This window comes from Noviherbaspirillum denitrificans (assembly GCF_002211445.1).
Lineage (GTDB): Bacteria > Pseudomonadota > Gammaproteobacteria > Burkholderiales > Burkholderiaceae_D > Noviherbaspirillum > Noviherbaspirillum denitrificans.
Map to the genome: position 1 here is coordinate 1,467,099 of NZ_LSTO01000001.1, position 20,942 is coordinate 1,488,040.

Annotated in this window: 21 protein-coding genes; 20 read left to right on the forward strand and 1 reads right to left on the reverse strand. The window is 62.8% G+C overall.

The window, feature by feature from the left end:
• The 17 genes from AYR66_RS07320 to AYR66_RS07400 all read left to right on the forward strand — a co-directional run.
• A partial coding sequence (locus AYR66_RS07320; RefSeq protein WP_088709669.1) for an FAD-binding oxidoreductase occupies positions 1–3,180 on the forward strand: 3,180 nt, incomplete at its 5' end.
• A 2-nt stretch (positions 3,181–3,182) separates the two neighbouring features.
• The gene (locus tag AYR66_RS07325) at positions 3,183–3,620 is read left to right on the forward strand and encodes an HIT family protein (protein WP_088706960.1); all 438 of its coding nucleotides are present in this window, start codon (positions 3,183–3,185) and stop codon (positions 3,618–3,620) included.
• Positions 3,621–3,640: 20 nt separating this feature from the next.
• Positions 3,641–4,057, forward strand: a complete 417-nt coding sequence (locus AYR66_RS07330) for a gamma-butyrobetaine hydroxylase family protein (RefSeq protein WP_088706961.1) — start codon at positions 3,641–3,643, stop codon at positions 4,055–4,057.
• Positions 4,058–4,149: 92 nt separating this feature from the next.
• Positions 4,150–4,884 (forward strand): bifunctional demethylmenaquinone methyltransferase/2-methoxy-6-polyprenyl-1,4-benzoquinol methylase UbiE, encoded by a 735-nt coding sequence (gene ubiE / locus AYR66_RS07335; RefSeq protein ID WP_088706962.1) that lies wholly within the window; start codon positions 4,150–4,152, stop codon positions 4,882–4,884.
• Between the two features lie 10 nt (positions 4,885–4,894).
• Positions 4,895–5,800 carry a Tim44 domain-containing protein gene (locus tag AYR66_RS07340; RefSeq protein WP_088706963.1) on the forward strand — a complete coding sequence of 302 codons (906 nt, stop codon included), beginning with the start codon at positions 4,895–4,897 and terminating at the stop codon, positions 5,798–5,800.
• A gap of 59 nt (positions 5,801–5,859) precedes the next feature.
• On the forward strand, positions 5,860–6,432 hold the full coding sequence (locus AYR66_RS07345; protein WP_088709670.1) for a ubiquinone biosynthesis accessory factor UbiJ: 573 nt from the start codon (positions 5,860–5,862) through the stop codon (positions 6,430–6,432).
• Complete coding sequence (gene ubiB, locus AYR66_RS07350) at positions 6,433–8,010, forward strand: ubiquinone biosynthesis regulatory protein kinase UbiB (protein WP_088706964.1); 1,578 nt, start codon at positions 6,433–6,435, stop codon at positions 8,008–8,010.
• Between the two features lie 4 nt (positions 8,011–8,014).
• Positions 8,015–8,629 carry a methyltransferase domain-containing protein gene (locus AYR66_RS07355; protein WP_088706965.1) on the forward strand — a complete coding sequence of 205 codons (615 nt, stop codon included), beginning with the start codon at positions 8,015–8,017 and terminating at the stop codon, positions 8,627–8,629.
• Positions 8,630–8,789: 160 nt separating this feature from the next.
• Positions 8,790–10,259: a high affinity choline transporter 1 gene (locus AYR66_RS07360; RefSeq protein ID WP_088706966.1), complete on the forward strand. Its 1,470-nt coding sequence runs from the start codon at positions 8,790–8,792 to the stop codon at positions 10,257–10,259.
• 154 nt (positions 10,260–10,413) lie between these two features.
• Positions 10,414–10,719 carry an FmdB family zinc ribbon protein gene (locus AYR66_RS07365; protein WP_088706967.1) on the forward strand — a complete coding sequence of 102 codons (306 nt, stop codon included), beginning with the start codon at positions 10,414–10,416 and terminating at the stop codon, positions 10,717–10,719.
• Between the two features lie 34 nt (positions 10,720–10,753).
• On the forward strand, positions 10,754–11,389 hold the full coding sequence (locus AYR66_RS07370) for a DUF502 domain-containing protein (RefSeq protein WP_088706968.1): 636 nt from the start codon (positions 10,754–10,756) through the stop codon (positions 11,387–11,389).
• 85 nt (positions 11,390–11,474) lie between these two features.
• Positions 11,475–13,280 (forward strand): aspartate--tRNA ligase, encoded by a 1,806-nt coding sequence (gene aspS / locus AYR66_RS07375; RefSeq protein WP_088706969.1) that lies wholly within the window; start codon positions 11,475–11,477, stop codon positions 13,278–13,280.
• 99 nt (positions 13,281–13,379) lie between these two features.
• Positions 13,380–13,856: a dihydroneopterin triphosphate diphosphatase gene (gene nudB / locus AYR66_RS07380; protein ID WP_088706970.1), complete on the forward strand. Its 477-nt coding sequence runs from the start codon at positions 13,380–13,382 to the stop codon at positions 13,854–13,856.
• 90 nt (positions 13,857–13,946) lie between these two features.
• Positions 13,947–14,768 carry an endonuclease/exonuclease/phosphatase family protein gene (locus AYR66_RS07385; protein WP_088706971.1) on the forward strand — a complete coding sequence of 274 codons (822 nt, stop codon included), beginning with the start codon at positions 13,947–13,949 and terminating at the stop codon, positions 14,766–14,768.
• 39 nt (positions 14,769–14,807) lie between these two features.
• A complete protein-coding gene (locus AYR66_RS07390; RefSeq protein WP_088706972.1) occupies positions 14,808–15,974 on the forward strand; it encodes a phospholipase D-like domain-containing protein in 1,167 nt (388 codons plus the stop codon).
• A gap of 27 nt (positions 15,975–16,001) precedes the next feature.
• Complete coding sequence (locus tag AYR66_RS07395) at positions 16,002–16,397, forward strand: rhodanese-like domain-containing protein (RefSeq protein WP_088706973.1); 396 nt, start codon at positions 16,002–16,004, stop codon at positions 16,395–16,397.
• Positions 16,397–18,220 (forward strand): serine hydrolase domain-containing protein, encoded by a 1,824-nt coding sequence (locus tag AYR66_RS07400; RefSeq protein WP_206047095.1) that lies wholly within the window; start codon positions 16,397–16,399, stop codon positions 18,218–18,220. Before AYR66_RS07395 ends, AYR66_RS07400 begins: the two co-directional genes overlap by 1 nt.
• Before the next feature lie 10 nt (positions 18,221–18,230).
• Here AYR66_RS07400 and gcvA read toward each other — a convergent pair whose 3' ends face one another.
• The gene (gene gcvA, locus AYR66_RS07405; protein WP_088706974.1) at positions 18,231–19,163 is read right to left on the reverse strand and encodes a transcriptional regulator GcvA; all 933 of its coding nucleotides are present in this window, start codon (positions 19,161–19,163) and stop codon (positions 18,231–18,233) included.
• 102 nt (positions 19,164–19,265) lie between these two features.
• Between gcvA and AYR66_RS07410 the strand changes: the two genes are divergently transcribed.
• The 3 genes from AYR66_RS07410 to AYR66_RS29415 all read left to right on the forward strand — a co-directional run.
• Positions 19,266–20,162: a DMT family transporter gene (locus AYR66_RS07410; protein WP_088706975.1), complete on the forward strand. Its 897-nt coding sequence runs from the start codon at positions 19,266–19,268 to the stop codon at positions 20,160–20,162.
• Between the two features lie 50 nt (positions 20,163–20,212).
• On the forward strand, positions 20,213–20,440 hold the full coding sequence (locus tag AYR66_RS07415) for a hypothetical protein (protein WP_088706976.1): 228 nt from the start codon (positions 20,213–20,215) through the stop codon (positions 20,438–20,440).
• Between the two features lie 51 nt (positions 20,441–20,491).
• On the forward strand, positions 20,492–20,942 hold a 451-nt coding region (locus AYR66_RS29415; protein WP_337366848.1), incomplete at its 3' end, for an SIR2 family NAD-dependent protein deacylase.

Sequence of the window (20,942 nt, forward strand, 5' to 3'; positions counted from 1 at the left end):
ACCGGCGCCGGCGTCGTTACCAAGCGCGTTTCCGATGCCGCCGACAAGGCCGGTTTCGTGTTCGCCGTTGACCCGACCTCGGCGGAAGCTTCCTGCATCGGCGGCAACATCGCGATGAACGCCGGCGGCAAGAAAGCCGTGCTGTGGGGCACCGCGCTTGACAACCTCGCTAGCTGGCGCATGGTCGACCCGAATGGCGACTGGCTGGAAGTCACACGCATCGGCCACAACCTCGGCAAGATCCACGACGCCCCGGTTGCGACCTTCAAGCTGGAGTGGACCCACCCGGCCGACAAGGGCAAGAGCAACAAGCCGTTCAAGACCGAATACCTGGAAATCGAAGGCCGCGTTTTCCGCAAGGAAGGCCTCGGCAAGGACGTGACCGACAAGTTCCTCGCCGGCCTGCCGGGCATCCAGAAGGAAGGCACCGACGGCCTGATCACGTCGGCGCGCTGGATCCTGCACAAGATGCCGAAGTTTGCGCGCACCGTTTGCCTCGAATTCTTCGGCCAGGCGCGTGACGCGATTCCGTCCATCGTTGAAATCAAGGATTACCTCGACGCCGAGGCGAAGAACGGCGGCGCGATCCTCGCCGGCCTGGAACACCTTGACGAGCGCTACCTGCGCGCGGTCGGTTATGCGACCAAGTCCAAGCGCGGCGTGTTGCCGAAGATGGCCTTGTTCGGCGACATCGTCGGTGACGATGAAGATGCCGTCGCCCGTGCCGCTTCCGAAGTGATCCGCATGGCCAACACGCGTGTCGGTGAAGGCTTCGTCGCGGTCAGCCCGGAAGCGCGCAAGAAGTTCTGGCTGGACCGCGCGCGCACCGCTGCGATCGCCAAGCACACCAACGCGTTCAAGATCAACGAAGACGTGGTGATTCCGCTCAATCGCATGGGTGAGTACACCGACGGCATCGAGCGCATCAACATCGAGCTGTCGATCAAGAACAAGCTGCAGTTCCTGGGTGAACTGCGCGGCTTCTTCGCCTTGCCTCACCTGCCGCTCGGCAAGAGTGAAGATGCGGATGCCGAGATCCCGGCGGAAGAGCTGCTCGGCGACCGCGTGGCGCAGGCGGTGCAGCTGATCGAACTGACGCATGCACGCTGGACCTACTTGCTGGAAAACCTCGACAAGCCGCTGCGCGACGCGCGCGATGAACTGGCCGCGCTGCAAGTCTCGACCACCTGGCTCGACGAACGCCTGCAGCGCCAGCCGGATGCCATCGTGTTCAATGTTGTGCAGGACCGCACCATCCGTGTGTCCTGGAAGGCGGAAGTGCGTGCGCAGCTGCGCCAGATCTTCAACGGCGCCGCGTTCAAGCTGATCCTCGACGAGTGCAGCGCGATCCACAAGCGCGTGCTGCGCGGCCGCGTGTTCGTCGCACTGCACATGCATGCGGGCGACGGCAACGTGCACACCAACCTGCCGGTCAATTCCGACCACTACGAGATGCTGCAGGATGCGCATGCCGCGGTGGCGCGCATCATGACGCTGGCGCGGTCGCTGAACGGCGTGATTTCCGGCGAGCACGGCATCGGCATCACCAAGCTGGAATTCCTGACTGAAGACGAGATTCGCGATTTCCGCGACTACAAGAAACGCGTCGACCCGGAAGGCCGCTTCAACAAAGGCAAGCTGCTCAACGACCCGGACATGCCGTCCGACCTGCGCAACGCGTACACGCCGTCGTTCGGCCTGATGGGCCATGAATCGCTCATCATGCAGCAGAGCGACATCGGCGCCATCGCCAACAGCGTCAAGGACTGCCTGCGCTGCGGCAAGTGCAAACCCGTCTGCGCCACCCACGTGCCGCGCGCCAACCTGCTGTACTCGCCGCGAAACAAGATCCTCGCGACTTCGCTGCTGGTGGAAGCCTTCCTGTACGAAGAGCAGACCCGCCGCGGCGTGTCGATCAAGCACTGGGAAGAGTTCGAAGACGTTGCGGACCACTGCACCGTCTGCCACAAGTGCGTGACGCCGTGCCCGGTCGACATCGACTTCGGCAATGTGTCGATGAACATGCGCAACCTGTTGCGCAAGATGGACAAGAAGTCCTTCAACCCCGGCACGACGGCGGCGATGTTCTTCCTGAACGCCACCGATCCGGCGACTATCAACGCCACCCGCGCGGCGATGACCGGCCTCGGCTACAAGGCACAGCGCCTGGCCAACGACGTGCTGAAAAAGTTTGCGAAGAAACAGACCAAGGCGCCGCCGGCCACGCATGGCAAGCCGCCGGTCAAGGAACAGGTGATCCACTTCATCAACAAGAAGATGCCGGGCAACCTGCCGAAGAAGACCGCGCGTGCGCTGCTCGACATCGAGGACGACAAGGTTGTCCCGATCATTCGCGACCCGAAGACGACGACCGCGGATACCGAAGCGGTGTTCTACTTCCCGGGCTGCGGCTCGGAGCGCCTGTTCTCGCAGGTCGGCCTCGCAACCCAGGCGATGCTGTGGCATGTCGGCGTACAGACCGTGCTGCCGCCGGGCTATCTCTGCTGCGGCTATCCGCAGCGTGGTTCCGGGCAGTACGACAAGGCGGAAAAGATGATGACGGACAACCGGGTCCTGTTCCATCGCGTCGCCAACACCCTGAACTACCTCGACATCAAGACGGTCGTAGTGTCGTGCGGTACCTGCTACGACCAGCTGGAAACCTATGAATTCGAGAAGATCTTCCCCGGATGCCGGATCATCGACATCCATGAATACCTCCTCGAAAAGGGTGTGAAGCTGGAAGGCGTCGGCGGTGTGCGCTACATGTACCATGATCCCTGCCACAGCCCGATGAAGCAGCAGGATCCGCTCAAGACGGTGAATGCGCTGATCACGACGGTCGACGGACAGAAGGTCGAGAAGAACGAGCGCTGCTGCGGCGAGTCGGGCACCCTCGGCGTGAGCCGCCCGGACATTTCCACGCAGATCCGCTTCCGCAAGGAAGAGGAAATGCGCAAGGGCGCGGACAAGCTGCGCGCGGACGGCTTCAACGGCGACGTCAAGATCCTCACTTCCTGCCCGTCGTGCTTCCAGGGCCTGGAGCGCTACAACGAGGATGCGGGCACGAAAGCCGACTACATCGTGGTGGAAATGGCCAAGTACCTGCTCGGCGAAAACTGGATGCCGGACTATGTGGCCAAGGCCAACGCCGGCGGCATCGAACGGGTTCTGGTGTAAGTATGGCAAAGGAAGCCTGCGAACTGTGCATGCATCCCGGCGGCGAAGTCGTCTACCGGGATGACAACTACCGCATCGTGCTGGTCGACGACGAGCGCTATCCGGGCTTTTGCCGCGTGATCTGGAATGCGCATCACCGCGAGATGACCGACCTGTCGACCGCCGAACGCGCGATTCTGATCGCCGCCGTCTGGCAGGTGGAAGAGGTGGTGCGCGAAGTGATGCAGCCCGACAAGGTCAATGTCGCCAGCCTCGGTAACGTGGTGCCGCACGTGCACTGGCATGTCATTCCCCGCTACGAAAACGACGCCCATTTCCCCAACCCGATCTGGGGCGAGGTCAAGCGCACGCCGGCCTCGACCGACCTTGCAAAACGTGTTGTGCTCGTTGCGCGCCTGCGCGAACGGCTGCTCGAGCGCTTCGAACAATCGCTGCTGTAAGCTCTTTCCGGAATCCTGACATGGCTGAAATGAAAAAGGCGGGCATGCCGACCGCACTGACGGTGCACAAGCAATCGCGCGTGCTCGACATCGCGTTCGATTCCGGCGAAAGCTTTTCCCTGCCCTTTGAATTCCTGCGCGTGTACTCACCTTCCGCGGAAGTCCGCGGCCATGGTGTCGGGCAAGAGGTCCTGCAGACGGGCAAGCGTGATGTGTTGATCACTGCCGTCGAGCCGGTCGGCAATTATGCGGTGCAGTTGCACTTTTCGGACTCGCATAATACCGGCATCTACACCTGGGATTACCTCTACTGGCTTGGCGAGGGCCAAGCGCAATTATGGGAGGACTATCTCAAGCGCCTGGAGGCTGCCGGCTTCACTCGCGAAACCGGCCGGGATGCCCCCATGCTCAACGAAGAACGCGGTTGCAGCCACTAACTTGATGGCGGGCAAGAAAAAGACCAGGAACGCTTTCGTAGCCCCTGTGTCTGCACTTGTATAATGCGGCTTGGACAAACAAGGCCGTTGCCATGACGAATACTACGCATTTCGGTTTCGAAACCATCCCCGAAGAACAAAAGGTCGAGAAGGTCGCCAAGGTCTTCCATTCGGTCGCATCCAAGTACGACGTGATGAACGACCTGATGTCCGGCGGCCTGCACCGGATCTGGAAGGCGTTCACTATCGCCCAGGCGGGCATCCGCCCCGGTTTCAAGGTGCTGGACATCGCCGGCGGCACCGGTGACCTGGCGAAGGCATTCGCCAAGCAGGCCGGCCCGACGGGCGAAGTCTGGCTCACCGACATCAACGAATCCATGCTGCGCGTCGGCCGCGACCGGCTGCTGAACAAGGGCATGATCACGCCGACCCTGCTGTGCGACGCCGAAAAGCTGCCGTTCCCGAGCAATTATTTCGATCGCGTCTCGGTCGCTTTCGGCCTGCGCAACATGACCCACAAGGACCAGGCGCTGGCGGAAATGCATCGTGTGCTGAAGCCGGGCGGGAAACTTCTCGTGCTGGAGTTCTCCAAGGTGTGGGAGCCGCTGCAAAAGCCGTACGACGTGTATTCGTTCTCGGTGCTGCCGTGGCTGGGCAAGCAGATCGCCAATGATTCCGACAGCTACCGCTACCTCGCCGAATCCATCCGCATGCACCCCGACCAGGAAACCCTGAAAGGCATGATGCAGGAGGCGGGCCTTGAGCGCGTGCAGTATTTCAACCTCACGGCCGGCGTCGCTGCATTGCATACCGGAATCAAGTTGTAAGGAGTAATTGATGAAGAAATTCCTCGTCACGCTGCTGGTTGCCGTCAGCGCCGCCTCGATGATGGTGTCCGAGGCCGAAGCCAAACGCCTCGGCGGCGGCGGCTCGATCGGCCGCCAGTCGCAGGGCATCAGCCGCCAGGCGCCGATGCAATCGCCCAACCAGGCGGCCAGCCCGAGCCAGGCCAAGCCCGCGGCACCAGCCGCCACTCCGCAACCGACACCACCGCGTCCGGCCAGCCCGTGGCGCAATATCCTCGGCGGCGCCTTGCTCGGTCTTGGCCTGGGCGCGTTGCTGTCCCATTTCGGCCTCGGCGGCGCATTCGCCAGCATGATCAGCACCGTCCTGATGATCGGCCTCGTGGCGCTGGCCGTGATGTTCATCCTGCGCCTGGTGCGCGGGAAGAACGCTGCCGGCCAGCCGGCCTATGCCGGTGGCAACCCGATGATGCGCACGCCTGAAATCGGTTCGCGCATCGAACCGCGGAACGAGGCGGCCGCCTTCCAGGCTGACCCGTTGCCGGTCGCAGCCTCGCCGGTGAGCGTGCCGGCTGACTTCGACGTGGCCGGCTTCCTGCGTCACGGGAAGACGTATTTCATTCGCCTGCAGGCGGCATGGGACCGGGCCGACATCAATGACATCCGTGAATTCACCACGCCGGAAATGTTCGGTGAGTTGCGCCTGCAACTGCAGGAGCGCGGTGCGTCCAAGAACCACACCGACGTCGTCTCGCTGGATGCCGAATTGCTGGCATTGGAAACGGTAGGCAACGACTACCATGCCAGCGTCAGGTTCTCTGGCATGATCAAGGAAGCCGAAAACGCGCCGGCCGAGCCCTTTGCCGAAGTGTGGAACCTGAACAAGCCTGTCTCAGGTCAAGGCGGCTGGGTCCTTGCGGGGATTCAACAATTATCCTGAAACAAAACTGCTAAACTGGAGGCCGCCCGTGATCGTACGGGCGGTTTTATTTTGTGACCATGATTTCACCTGTCTCCGCTGCGATCAATCACCTGCTCGCCCGCGAACCCTGGGCGCGGGAAAAGCTTGCCCGGCACGCCGGGAAGGTGGCGCTGTTCGACGCCGGCGTCGTGTCCCTCCGCCTGAAGGCAACCGCCGACGGCATGGTCGAAGGGGCGTCGCCCGACGAAGCGCAGAACGTCACGATCCGCGTCAAGCTGTCCGACCTGCCGCTCATCCTGCAGAACCGCGAACACGCATTTTCCTATGTGCAGATCGAGGGGGACGCCGATTTCGCCAACACGGTTTCCCAACTGAGCGAAACGCTGCGCTGGGAAGCGGAGGAAGACCTGGCGAAACTGTTCGGCGACACCGCTGCCGTACGTCTGGCCAGCGCCGCGCGGACCGCAATCAGCGTTGCAAAGACCACGCAGCAAAAGTTCGTGGAAAACGTCGCCGAATATTTCCTCGAAGAGAATCCTGTGCTGGTGCGGCCGCAAATGGTGGCTGAGTTTTCCAGCGATGTGACGCGCTTGCGCGACGACGTCGAGCGCCTCGCCAAGCGCATCGAAAAACTGAAGGAAAGCCGCTAAATGTTATTCAAGTTCCTGCGGCTATTCAAAATCGCGCGCGTTGCAATCCGCTATGGCCTCGACAATATCGCCATTTCCACCCTCGACCGGCCGGGCATCAGCCGGCTGATCGATGCGCTTTTCTTCTGGCGCGACATCTCTGCACCGCGCGGCGTGCGCCTGCGCCAGGCGCTGGAAGACCTGGGTCCGATCTGGGTGAAATTCGGACAGGTGCTGTCCACCCGCCGCGACCTGATGCCGCCCGATATCGCCGACGAACTGGCGAAGCTGCAGGACAGGGTGCCGCCGTTCCCGACGGAAGTGGCGATCGAGCAGATCGTCAAGTCGCTGGGCGAGCATCCCGACCGCCTGTTTGCCGAATTCGAGCGTGAGCCGGTCGCGTCGGCATCCATCGCCCAGGTGCACTTCGCGAAGCTGAAGGACGGCACCGAAGTGGCCGTCAAGGTGCTGCGCCCCGGCATGAAGCGTTCGATCGAGGACGACCTTGCGCTGATGAAGATCGCCGCCGACCTGGTCGAGCGCCTGTGGGCCGACGGCCGGCGCCTCAAGCCGAAGGAAGTGGTCGGCGAATTCGACAAGTACCTGCACGACGAACTCGACCTGATGCGCGAAGCGGCCAACGCCAGCCAGCTGCGCCGCAACTTCCTGCAGTCGCAATTGCTGATCGTGCCCGAGATGTTCTGGGACTACTGCTCCACCTCGGTGATCGTGATGGAGCGCATGCACGGCATCCCGATTTCGCGGATCGACCGTCTCGTCGAAGCGGGCGTCGACCTGAAGAAGCTGTCGAGCGACGGCGTCGAAATCTTCTTCACCCAGGTGTTCCGCGACGGCTTCTTCCATGCAGACATGCACCCGGGGAACATCCTTGTTTCCGTCGACCCGGCCACCTTCGGCCGCTATATCGCGCTCGACTTCGGCATCGTCGGCACGCTGACCGATTACGACAAGGATTACCTGTCGCAGAACTTCCTCGCTTTCTTCCGGCGCGATTACAAGCGCGTTGCCGAGGCGCACATCGAATCCGGCTGGGCGCCGAAGGAGACGCGGGTCGACGAGCTGGAAGCCGCGGTACGTGCTTGCTGCGAACCGATCTTCGACCGCCCGCTGCGCGACATTTCGTTCGGCCAGGTGCTGCTGCGCCTGTTCCAGACCTCCCGCCGCTTCAACGTCGAAGTGCAGCCGCAGCTCGTGCTGCTGCAAAAGACCCTGCTCAACATCGAAGGCCTGGGCCGCCAGCTCGACCCCGACCTCGACCTGTGGAAGACCGCCAAGCCTTACCTCGAACGCTGGATGGACGAGCAGATCGGCTTGCGCGGCATGTTCGCCCGCTTCAAGGAAGAGGCTACGCACTACAACAAGCTCATCCCGGAAATTCCGCGCCTGTTGCACCAGGCGTTGGCGGCGCAGGCCGACTCGCCGCGCCAGGACGCCGAACTGCTCAAGCAACTGGTGGAAGAGCAGCGGCGCACCAACCGGATGCTCGGCTTCATGGTGTTCTTCGGCGGTGGCCTGGCGGGCGGCATCATCCTCGCGCAGGTCCTGCTTCGCTGGTACAAACTCGTCAACTGGTGGTAAGACCATGTCCTCCACGCCCAGCTTCGAAACACGTGACCCGACCGCGCCGGATTTCTGGAGCGAGCGCTTCGAAAAGGAATTCATGCCTTGGGACCGCGGCGGCGTGCCGCTGCGCCTGCTGCAATTCGTGCAGGAAGCAGGGCGTCCTTATGTCACGCTGATTCCCGGCTGCGGAACGGGCTATGAAGTGGCTTGCCTGTCCGAGGCCGGCTGGGACGTGACCGCTATCGACTTTTCCGCCGCTGCTGTCGAAACGGCGCGCAGAGCGCTTGGTCCCTGGGGCAACCGGGTCGTCGAAGCGGACTTCTTTACTTTCGTTCCACCGCGTCAGGTCGAACTGATCTACGAGCGGGCATTTCTTTGCGCATTGCCGCCGCGCATGCGCCAGGCAATCGCCGAGCGCTGGGCCGCATTGCTGCCGCCGGGCGGACTGCTTGTCGGCTTCTTCTTTTTCGATGATGCGCCGAAAGGCCCGCCGTTCGGTATTTCTCCCGACGAACTCGCTGCGCTGCTCGACCCCGCTTTCGAGCGCATTGCGGACGAACCGGCCGCCGATTCCCTGTCTGTTTTTGCGGGAAAAGAACGCTGGCAGGTGTGGCGCCGCCGCTCCGGTGCGTAGTTCGCACAAACATTGCTTTTTTTCTTTTCCGGCGGATTTCTGCGGCTATAATCGCGAAAAATTTGCCGAATGGATGGGCAAACCTGCACTAATTCAGTGCTGACCGCGACCCGCCGGCAGGCATCCGAACCATTCCGTTTATCGCCCGGAGCACACTGACATGAACACCACACTGATTACCTTCGTCGTGCTGTACTTGCTGGGCACGCTTGCGTTAGGTGTCTGGGCCGGTACACGCATCAAGAGCACCACAGATTTCGCGGTGGCCGGACGCAGCCTGCCGCTGGTCATGGTGGTAACGACAACATTCGCTACCTGGTTCGGCGCGGAAACCGTGATGGGGATTCCCGCGAAGTTCGTGCAGGGCGGCCTGAATTCCATCGTCGAGGATCCGTTCGGCGCGGGCACCTGCCTGATCCTGGTGGGCATGTTCTTCGCGACCAAGCTGTACAAGCAGAACTTGCTGACCATCGGCGACTTCTACCGCAACCGCTACGGCAAGGGCATCGAAGTATTCTGCTCGGTCGCCATCATCCTGAGCTACCTTGGCTGGGTGGCGGCACAGATCACCGCGCTCGGCCTGGTGTTTACCGTGCTGACCAACGGCGCCATGTCGGAGACGGCAGGCATGATCGTCGGCACGCTCGCGGTGCTGATCTATGTGGTGATCGGCGGTTTCCTCGCCGTCGCATGGACGGACTTCATCCAGATGATCGTGCTGGTGATCGGCCTGAGCGTGATCGCCATCTTCTCGGCCGACCTCGCCGGTGGTTCGGACAAGGTATTCGCGGTGGCGGCCCAGGCCGACCTGTGGAAATTCTTCCCCGAGCCGAGCTTCAAGGAAATCGCCTTCTTCATTGGCGCCGGCCTCACCATGATGCTCGGCAGCATTCCGCAGCAGGACGTGTTCCAGCGGGTCATGTCGGCCAAGAATGCGCCGACCGCGAAGGCCGGCGCAATGATCGGCGGCGCGAGCTACATCCTGTTCGCGTTCGTGCCGATGTTCATCGTTACCAGCGCCGTCGTCGTGATGGGCGACAGCGCACTGACCATTGCGAAGGACGATTACCAGCGCCTGCTGCCGACCTTCATCATGACGAAGATGCCGCTCATCATGCAGATCTTCTTCTTCGGCGCGCTGCTGTCGGCCATCAAGAGCACCTCGTCGGCCACGCTGCTGGCGCCGTCGACCAGCTTCGTCGAGAACATCCTGAAGAACCTGCGTCCCCACATGAGCGACCGCCAGCAACTGTTTGCGATGCGTTGCACGCTCGTCGTGTTCGCCGCGCTGGTGCTGTCCTATGCGATTGCGATGAAGGGTACCTCCATCTATGACCTGGTGTCGGCCGCCTATCAGGTCACCCTGGTCGGCGCCTTCGTGCCGCTGGTCATGGGCTTGTACTGGAAGCGCGCCACGACCCAGGGCGCGATTTTCTCGGTTGGCGCCGGCATCGCGGTGTGGATCCTGTTCTTTCCGCAAATTTCGCCGCTGGGCGAACAATTCCCGGGACAGCTTGCCGGCCTGATCGCAGGATTTACCGGCATGATCGTCGGTTCCCTGATGCCGCAGGTCTTCAAGAACCGCCACGAACCGCACCACGCGCCCCATGGCGCCCACGGCCAGGCCTGAAAAAATTAACTGGTTGGCAAGTTTGAGCGGCCGGCTCCGGGGATCGGAGCCGGCTGTTTTGCCTTCTTGCCCCGGCCTTTCCTCCATGCACGCAAAATCGCCCTAAAAACCTTTATAATTCAGGGTTTTGGATGATTTTTGCGAGAGGTTTCCGATGCCGATTTATGCTTATCGCTGCGAGACATGCGGTTTCGCCAAGGATGTACTGCAAAAAATGTCCGATGCTCCGTTGACGGACTGCCCGTCGTGCGGAAAGAGCAGCTTCAAGAAACAGCTCACCGCGGCCGGCTTCCAACTCAAGGGCACGGGCTGGTACGCAACCGATTTCCGCAATAGCGGCTCGTCGTCCGGATCGGCGACCAGCAAGCCGGCGGTAGCGGAAAGCGCGGGTTGTGCAGCCGAGGGCTGCGGCGCCGGCGGTTGTGCCGCCAACGCGGGCAGCGCGTCATCCGCAGCGTAATACAAACGAGCACGCTCCCAGCCTGAAGAAAACCATGCGCAAATATTTCGTCACCGGCCTGCTGGTCCTGGTTCCCCTGGCAATTACGCTGTGGGTGCTGAACCTGATCATCGGTACCATGGACCAGTCGCTCCTGCTGCTGCCGGAGCGCTGGCGGCCGGCTGCGCTTATCGGTTTTCACCTGCCGGGCGTGGGCGCGATCTTGACGCTGCTGTTCGTGCTGCTGGTCGGGCTGATGACACGCAATTTCGTCGGCAACCAGATCGTGCAGATGTGGGAAAAACTTCTGACGCGCATTCCCATCGTCAGCTCGATCTACTCCAGCGTGAAGCAGGTGTCGGACACGCTGTTTTCGTCGTCCGGTAATGCCTTCCGCAAGGCGATGCTGGTGCAGTATCCGCGCGAAGGTTCCTGGACCATCGCCTTCCTGACCGGTGCGCCCGGCGGCGATGTCAAGAACCATCTCACCGGCGACTACGTCAGCGTCTATGTGCCGACCACGCCGAACCCGACGTCGGGCTTCTTCCTGATGATGCCGCGTGCCGACACCATCGAGCTCGACATGACCGTCGACGAAGCCCTGAAGTACATCGTCTCCATGGGCGTTGTCGCGCCCGAGTATGTCGTCGCCGCGTCGAAAAACCTGAAGGCCGTTCCTCCGCCAGTCTGACAACGGCCCTCATCTACCAGGGCCCCGTCCTGGACCTTATGCAGGCACCGGGGTCATCACAAAGAATCTGAAACTGGAATCCATCATGTCTATGCGAACTCACTATTGCGGCCTCACCACTGAGGCGCTTCTCGGCCAGACCGTCAGCCTGTGCGGCTGGGTGCACCGTCGCCGCGACCACGGCGGCGTGATCTTCATCGATCTGCGCGACCGCGAAGGCCTGGTGCAGGTGGTGTGCGACCCCGACCGCGCCGACGTGTTCAAGACCGCGGAAGCCGTGCGCAATGAATTCTGCGTTCGCATCACCGGCGTCGTGCGCAATCGTCCGGAAGGCACGACCAACGCCAACCTGAAGTCGGGCAAGATCGAAGTGCTGGCGCACGAGTTCGAAGTGCTGAATGCTTCCGTCACGCCGCCGTTCCAGCTCGACGACGACAACCTGTCCGAGACCACCCGCCTGACGCACCGCGTACTCGACCTGCGCCGTCCGTTCATGCAGAACAACCTGCGCCTGCGCTACAAGGTGACGATGGAAGTGCGCAAGTTCCTCGACGCCAACGGCTTCATCGACATCGAGACTCCGATGCTGACCAAGTCCACGCCGGAAGGCGCACGCGACTACCTGGTGCCGTCGCGCGTCAACCCGGGCAACTTCTTCGCGCTGCCGCAGTCGCCGCAGCTGTTCAAGCAGCTGCTGATGGTCGCCAATTTCGACCGTTACTACCAGATCACCAAGTGCTTCCGCGACGAAGACCTGCGCGCCGACCGCCAGCCGGAATTCACGCAGATCGACTGCGAAACCTCGTTCATGGGCGAGCAGGAAATCCGTGACATGTTCGAAGGCATGATCCGAGGTGTGTTCAAGAACGTGCTGGAAGTAGACCTGCCGAACCCGTTCCCGGTCATGCAGTATGCCGAAGCGATGGGCCTCTATGGTTCGGACAAGCCGGATATGCGCGTCAAGCTGCAGTTCACCGAACTCACCGACGTGATGAAGGACGTGGACTTCAAGGTCTTCTCCGCCGCGGCCACGATGGATGGCGGCCGCGTGGTCGGCCTGCGCGTGCCGGGCGGCGGCACGATGCCGCGTTCGGAGATCGATGCCTACACCCAGTTCGTCGCCATCTATGGCGCCAAGGGCCTGGCCTACATCAAGGTCAACGAGAAGGCCAAGGGCCGTGACGGCCTGCAATCGCCGATCGTGAAGAACATCCATGATGCCGCGCTCGCCGCCATCATCGAGAAGACCGGTGCGCAGGATGGCGACCTGATCTTCTTCGGCGCCGACAAGGCGAAGGTCGTCAACGATGCGATCGGCGCGCTGCGCGTGAAGATCGGCCACAGCGATTTCGGCAAGAAGAACGGCCTGTTCGAAGACACCTGGAAGCCGCTGTGGGTGGTTGACTTCCCGATGTTCGAGTACGACGAGGAAGGCCAGCGCTACGTCGCCGCGCACCACCCGTTCACCGCGCCGAAGGATGGCCATGAAGACTTCCTGGAAACCAATCCGGGCAAGGCGCTGGCCAAGGCCTACGACATGGTGCTCAACGGCTGGGAACTGGGCGGCGGTTCGGTCCGTATCCACCGCGCCGATGTGCAGAGCAAGGTGTTCCGCGCGCTGAAGATCGATGCCGAAGAAGCGCAACTCAAGTTCGGCTTCCTGCTGGATGCGCTGCAGTACGGCGCGCCCCCGCACGGCGGCCTGGCTTTCGGCCTCGACCGAATCGTCACCATGATGACCGGCGCCGAGTCGATCCGCGACGTGATCGCCTTCCCGAAGACCCAGCGCGCCCAGTGCCTGTTGACCCAGGCACCGTCCGAAGTCGACGAGAAGCAGCTGCGCGAGCTGCACATCCGCCTGCGCAACGTGGAGCCGGCCGCCAAGGCCTGATGCACGTTCGACAGGACAGGGAAGGGCGCGGGATTCCGCGCCCTTTTTGTTTGTGCGATTCGGTTATCATGTCCGGGCCCTGAGCTTTGCCGCCGGTCCATGAACAAACCCTACAAGATTCCCGAATCCGTCCTCGTCGTCATCCACACCGCGGACCTCGACGTCCTGCTGATCGAACGTGCCGACAAGACGGGCTACTGGCAATCGGTCACCGGATCGAAAGATTCGCTCGACGAACCCTTCGTCGAGACTGCTGTGCGGGAAGTGTTCGAGGAAACCGGCATCGTCGTCTCCGACGCACCTGGTGCAGTGCCCTTGCATCACCTGACGGACTGGCACCTGTCAAACATCTACGAAATCTATCCCGTCTGGCGCCACCGTTACGCGCCCGGTGTCACAAAGAACACCGAGCATGTATTCGGCCTGCTGGTGCCGCGCACGATCCCCATCACGCTCGCGCCGCGTGAACATGTCGACCATATCTGGCTGCCTTACCGCGAAGCTGCGGACAAATGCTTTTCGCCGTCGAATGCGGAAGCCGTCCTGCAACTGCCGAAATATCTGCGCCGGCCCTGAAACTTATCCCCGGACAATCTTCTCAGAGTCTCTGTTCTCACTACGAATGTGCGCCTTCCGCATCTGTTGCGCAGCGTCTAGAATGATTTCATGAAACTTCGCATCGCGACGTACAACATCCATAAAGGCGTCAGTTCCCTGCGCAGCATGCCGCGCATCCATGCATTGAAACAGGCACTTGCCTCGATGGAGGCCGACATCCTTTTCCTGCAGGAAGTGCAGGGGCGCCATGACAAGTATGCAATGAAGCATGCCGCGCTCTGGCCCGAACAGGCACAGCACCAGTTCCTGGCCGGCGACTCGCACCAGGCGGTGTACGGCATGAATGCGATCTATGACCACGGGCACCATGGCAATGCATTGCTGAGCCGTTATCCTGTCCTTTCCCACAGCAACCGCGATGTGTCGGACCACGCGTTCGAGTCGCGCGGCATCCTGCATTGCATTGTGCAGACACCTGCCTGCGACCTGCATTGCTACGTGATCCACCTCGGCCTCTTCGCGCGCAGCCGCAAGCGCCAGACCGAGGCGCTGATCGAGGCGGTCACGGCTTCATCGCCGCCGGGTGCACCAATCGTCATCGCGGGCGATTTCAACGACTGGACCAACCAGCTGAGCGACAGCCTGCGCAACGAACTCGGCGTCACCGAAGTGTTCGACGATAACCTGCCGTCGCGCGGCTTCGGCGCCTACTTGCGCACGCTCGGTGGACGCGGGCCGAAGAAGATGACCCCGGCGCGGACTTTCCCCGCGGCGCTGCCCTGGTTGCGACTGGACCGCATCTATGTGCGCGGCCTGGAGATAGAGAGTGCGAAGGTGTTGCACGGTCCGATGTGGGCCAAGCTGTCCGACCATGCGCCGATCGTGGCGTCGCTGGAGCTGAAGTCGCGGGAGCTCGCGGCGGCCATGTAAAATGGGCAGCATCGCCTTCGTCGGAGTGTGCTCCCGGTTATGCGTCCGGTAAACTTTACCGCCCACAATCACGTCACCCTTCTCCATGGCGGCGCCGAGTTTTTCCCGGCGCTGGTTGCCGCCATCGATGCGGCGAGCTTCGAGATCTATCTCGAGACCTACATCTTCACGCTCGACCTGACAGGCGAGGCGGTCAAGGATGCGCTCCTGCGCGCGGCCGGGCGCGGCGTGATGGTCAATGTCATCACCGACTGGCTCGGCACGGGGCACCGGCAATCGGTGCAGCTCAACGAGGCGCTCACTGACGGAGGCGTCAACCATCGGGTGTTCAATTCCTGGTTTCGGCGCGGACTCGCGCGCAGCCACCGCAAGATCTGCGTGGTGGACCGCCAGGTGGCCTTCCTCGGCGGCCTCAACATCAATCACGACACCATCTCTGACGACGGCTTCAACCAGCCCCTGCCGGCGCCACGCTGGGATCTCGCCGTGTGCATCCGCGGACCGCTGGTATCTTCCATATACCGGGACATGCAGGCGCAATGGCACTTGCTCAGGGGATTGAGCCTGCGGCATCGCTGGGAAATGTTCCGGGAACGGCGCAGGAGCGGCCACACGGTGGGCGAGGGGCCGGCTCTCGCCGCCTACGTGGTGCGCGACAACCTGCGCAATCGGCGCACCATCCAGAAGACTTATCTCAAGGCGCTCGGCGGCGCGCGCAAGTCGGCCATGCTGGCCAATCCGTATTTCGCACCTGGACGCAAGCTGCGCGACGGACTGGCCAAGGCTGCCGCGCGCGGTGTGCACGTCACACTGCTGATCGGTGTCGGGCAATTCCGCATCCAGGACGCGGTCGCGCATTCCTTCTATCCGAAGCTCCTCAAGAGCGGCGTGCGCATCGTCGAGTATCGCAAGACCCAGCTGCACGGCAAGGTGGCGGTGATCGACGATGAATGGTCCACGGTCGGTTCCAGCAACTGGGACGGGCTCAGCCTGTTGATTAACCACGAAGCGAATGTCGTGGTGAAGGATGCGGAGTTCGCATGCGCGCTGCGCGGGAAGATCGAGGAAGCGGTCGCCGAAGGTGTGACCGTGCGCCTGGAAGACTACGTCAACATTCCCTGGTACGAACGCGTTTGGTACGGCGCGGCATCGATGCTGTACAAGGGCATCCTTCGCATTGTCACGCTCGGGCGTTATACTGAGTGATGACATTTCAACAACAAGGATGGCAAGATGCAAGCACAACTCCAGCATTACCTCGACAAGCTCGCCTACGAGATCGACTCCTGGGACCTGAAGGTGGCATTGACAGCCAACGAGAATGTCGTCGTGATCGACGCGCGTTCGGCGGAGGCGTTTGCGATCGAACACATCCCGGGTGCAATCAACGTGCCCCATCGGACCATGGGCGAGGAAGGCACCAGCCACATTGATCGCAACGCGCTGGTGGTGACCTATTGTGACGGCATCGGCTGCAACGCCTCGACCAAGGGGGCGCTGAACATGACGCGGCTGGGTTTCAAGGTCAAGGAGTTGATGGGCGGACTCGACTGGTGGAAGCGCGATGGCCATCCCACCGCGGGCGAAAAGGGCAGCCAGGGCAACAGCGAGATCGTGTGCGGTTGCTGATGCGCGCCATGCATGCCGTGATCAGGAAGATGACGTTCCGCCTCGCCGTTTCGTTCTCCGCAGTCATTGCCCTGGTTGGGTGCGCCAGTGCGCCGACAAGGCCTTCGGCCATCACACGAGGCGATTTCGAAGCGGCCAGGGACTATGTCAGTGCGCTTATCCGGCACAGGATGAATGCACAAGGTGTGACCGGCCTCAGCGTCGCGCTGGTGGACGACCAGCGCGTGGTCTGGGCCGAAGGCTTCGGCTATGCGGACAAGGAACGGAACATTCCGGCCACCGCGGAGACGGCCTACCGGGCCGGCTCGATTTCCAAGCTCTTCACGGCTACCGCCGCGATGCAGCTGGCAGAGCAGGGGCGCATGGACATAGACAAGCCCTTGCGGGACTACCTGCCGGCCTTTTCGATCAAGACACGTTTCGCTGGCGCCGCGCCGATCACGCCGCGCCAACTCATGACGCATCATTCCGGCCTGCCGGGCGATCTCATTCGCGGGATGTGGAATGAGCATCCCGAGCCCTTTACGAAGATCGTCGACCACCTTCGCGATGAATACGCGCCTTACCCGCCTCGCTATGTCGGCGCCTATTCGAATCTCGGTGTGACGCTCCTCGGGCATGCGATCCAGAACGTGTACGGCGAGGATTTCGCGGCCGGCATCGCTCGCCATGTGCTGGCGCCCATCGGCATGCGTGGCGCATCGTTCTCGGTGCGCGCGGAAGGGCCGCTCATGGCGCGGGCCTACCACGAAGGCGTGGCTGGCGACGATCCGCCGCTGCGTGATGTGCCGGCGGGCGGACTGAATGCCAGTGTGAACGATCTCGCCTGTTTCCTGCAGATGGTCTTCGCCGGCGGCAGGTCCGGCGAGAACCAGGTGCTGCGTCCCGAAACCGTCGTCGAGATGCTGCGCCGGCAGAATGCCGACGTTGCGCTGGACGGGAGCTTCAGCATGGGGCTGGGCTGGATCCTCGGCGGACTGGGCGATGTCGATATCCGGAACGCGGGTACTGTCGCCTACCACGGCGGCGCCACCCTGCGGCACAACAGCCAGCTCATCGCGCTGCCGGAGCACAAGCTCGGCGTGGTGGTGTTGTCGAATTCCTCGAATGCGAGGCAGGTGGTGGATGAGGTCGCGACCGAGGCCATCAAGCTGGCCCTGGAAGCCAAGACAGGCATCCGCCAGCCGGACAAGGACCGCGCCAGGACGGAGGCACGCGAAGTGCCGCTGACCGAGGAAGAACTGCAATCCTTTCCCGGCCATTACGAAACCATTGCCGGCATGGTAACGGTGCGGCGCAGCGGTGGCGGGCTGAGCGCGGAACTGTCCGGCAAGCGCTTCGACCTCGTTTCGCGCGGCGATGGACAGCTCGGCCTGCGCTACAAGCTGCTCGGCATGATGCCGGTGTCCATTGGCGCGCTGGCGGAGATCGGGTTGTCGCGCACACGGGTCGAAGGCCGCGACGTTCTGTATGCGACAACCGGGACGCAAAGCATGCTCGTGGGCGAACGGATTTCACCGGCAGCCATCCCGGCAGCATGGAAAGTGCGGCTGGGCGACTACGAGGTGATGAACGGCGATGGGGACTTCACGTTGCCTGAGAAGGTGAGCTTGCGCGAATGGGATGGCTTCCTGTTGCTGGAGGCCGCCATTCCGAAGCTCAGCCCCATGCCGCTGACCCTTGCGGCGAATGCGGACGGAGACTGGGAATTGCGCATCCTCGGCATTGGCCGGGGCAAGGGCGAGACCATCCGCGTGGTCGATATCGAGGGCAGGGAATGCCTCGCCTATTCCGGCTACATCCTGTGCAAGAAGGCAGGCTGAATTCAGCCAGTTATGCGCGTGCCGCTTCCCACGCTGCCGTGGCAGCCTGTGCTTCGGACTTGATCCAGTCGCAAAACGCCTTTACCGCCGGCCGCGCTTCCGCATCGGGCAGACGCAGCAGGTGGTAGCGGTAAGGACCGAGCACGCGCTGCGGGAGCAGCCTGACCAGCCTGCCGCTGCGCAGGTCTTCCTCAATGAACGGCTCGGCGGCAATGGCGACACCCTGGCCGGCGGCGGCCGCTTCCAGCGTCAGGTAGGTATGCGAAAAGCTGGGCCGCGACGGCCCGGTATAACTGACGCCGAAGGTCGCGAGCCAGCGCGCCCAGGTGACCTCGGCGGGAATGCGGAAATCCAGTTCATCATGCAGCAGCGGATAACGCAGCAGGTCCGCCGGAGTACGCAATGCGGGCGCAGCGGCCTTGAACGCCGGACTGCAGACCGCCGAAAACCGTTCCTCCAGCAATACATCCGCCTTCAGGCCCGGATAGGGCCCGGTACCCATGCGGATTGCCACGTCCACGCCCTCGCGCACGAAATCCGCCGGATGCAGCGACGCCAGCACGCGCATGTCGATCTCCGGATGCTGTTCGCGCAGGCGGCCAAGCCGGGGCATCAGCCAGCGTGCGACCAGCGACGGGACGGAGGTGACGGTGACCACGCGCTCGTCGCCGTGGCGCTTGACCGTTTCCGACGCCTCCGCCAAGCCCTGCAACAGGGGGCGCACCGCTTCGGCGTACTGCCGGCCGGCGGGCGTGAGCACCACGCCGCGCGCCAGGCGCTGGAAGAGGGTGACGCCGAGCCAGTTTTCCAGCTGCTTGACCTGGTGCGCGACGGCACCGGCGGAAACATGCAATTCTTCCCCCGCACTTTGGAAACCGCCATGGCGTGCGGCGGCCTCAAAGGCGCGGACAGCCGGCAGCGGCGGCAGGCGAAATGGTGTCATGGCTCAAAATTATTGGGGCTATCCGTCAAGAATATTGATTTGTACCCCTTTGAGCAAGCAAATACACTGCTTTTACCCTCAATCCATTTTGCTCTTGCCGCCATGACGCTTTCCCGCCGCGCCGCCATTGCCCTCGTATTGTTGTCCGCCCTCGGTTTCGGCAGCATGGCGCTTTTCGCCAAGGTTGCTTATGCGTCCGGGCTGTCGCCGAGCATGCTGCTGACCTTGCGCTTCGTGCTGGCGGCCGCGATGCTGGCGCCTTGGGTGTGGCTCAAGCGTGTGCCGCTGCCGCGCGGCCGCGCGCTGGCCGGTTTCGCGCTGATGGGCGCCTTGTACACCGCGCAGTCGCAGAGCTATTTCACCGCCCTCATGCATGCCAGCAGCGGGCTGGTCGGGTTGCTCCTGTATGTGTATCCGGTGCTGGTCACGCTGCTGGCCGTGGCGCTGGGCCGTGAAGCGCTGGACCGCCGCACCGTGGCGTTGCTGGCGCTGGCCCTGGCCGGCATGACGGTGATGCTGGGCGGCGACCTGCAGGGCACGCCGCTGGGCATAGCGCTCGGCCTGGCGGCGGCGGGTATCTACGCGGTGTACATCACAATCGGCGGCGGCATCACGCGTGGCACCGATCCGCTGGCCGCGACCCTGGTCGTGATGGCCTCGGCGGCCCTCGGCAATGGCGCCATCGCCTTCGCTGGCGGTGCCGCACTGCCGGCCGACGCGACCACCTGGCTCGCTGTCCTCGCCATTGCCATGGCGTCGCTGGTGGCAATCGCCTGCTTCCTGGTCGGCATCCAGTACATCGGCGCTTCGCAAACATCCATCATTTCCACGCTCGAACCGGTGATCACGCTGTGCCTGGGCATCGGCCTGCTCGGCGAAACGGCAAGCGCGGGTCAACTGGCCGGCGGCGTCATGGTGCTTGCCGCGGTCGTCATGCTTGCCCGGAAGCCCGCGCCGCAGACTGATTCCCCGCGCGAGTGCGCCCAGGCCGCTACCTGATTGGCTGCTTCCATGGCAAGATGGCGGCTCTCGTCTTGCCAGGGAAATCAATGAACACCATCACGATCGTCGCCGGCGCCGCTGTTTTTTCCTTCGGCCTGTACAACGCCATCCTCCGCAGGACCGCACCGGACAAGCTGTCCCGCCTGAAGGCGATGAAAGATCTGTTCGGCGACAAGAACGGCGATACGGTGCACCTGCTGGCCTATGCGGTCGCACCGCTGGTGGCTGGCGCGGTTTTCCTGTTTGCCGGCAGCCAAGGCGTTTCCCTGTTCTGAACCCCGGATCGGGAGCTATACTGACAGACTGACTTCCGCTGGCAGACTGTCATGCAATTTGCCCCTGAACTCCTGGAACGCCTGCGCCGTGCCCGCCATATCGCGGCATTCACGGGCGCGGGCGTGTCGGCGGAAAGCGGCATTCCCACCTTCCGCGATGCGCAGACCGGGCTGTGGGCCAACTACCGCGCGGAAGATCTCGCTACCCCGGAAGCCTTCCGCCGCGATCCCTCCACCGTCTGGAACTGGTATGCATGGCGCCGCGACCTGATGCGCGCCGTCAAGCCGAATCCAGGCCATCTCGCCATCGCCGCCCTCGAGCGGCTCGTTCCGCGCGTCACCGTGATCACGCAAAATGTCGACGGCCTGCATCTGCAGGCGGGCAGCAGCGATGTCATCGAATTGCACGGCAATATCTGGCATAACCTGTGCGCCAATTGCGGCCGGCCCGCCGCTGAAGCGGAACTGGATGCGGGCACACCGCCCGCCTGCCCGCACTGCC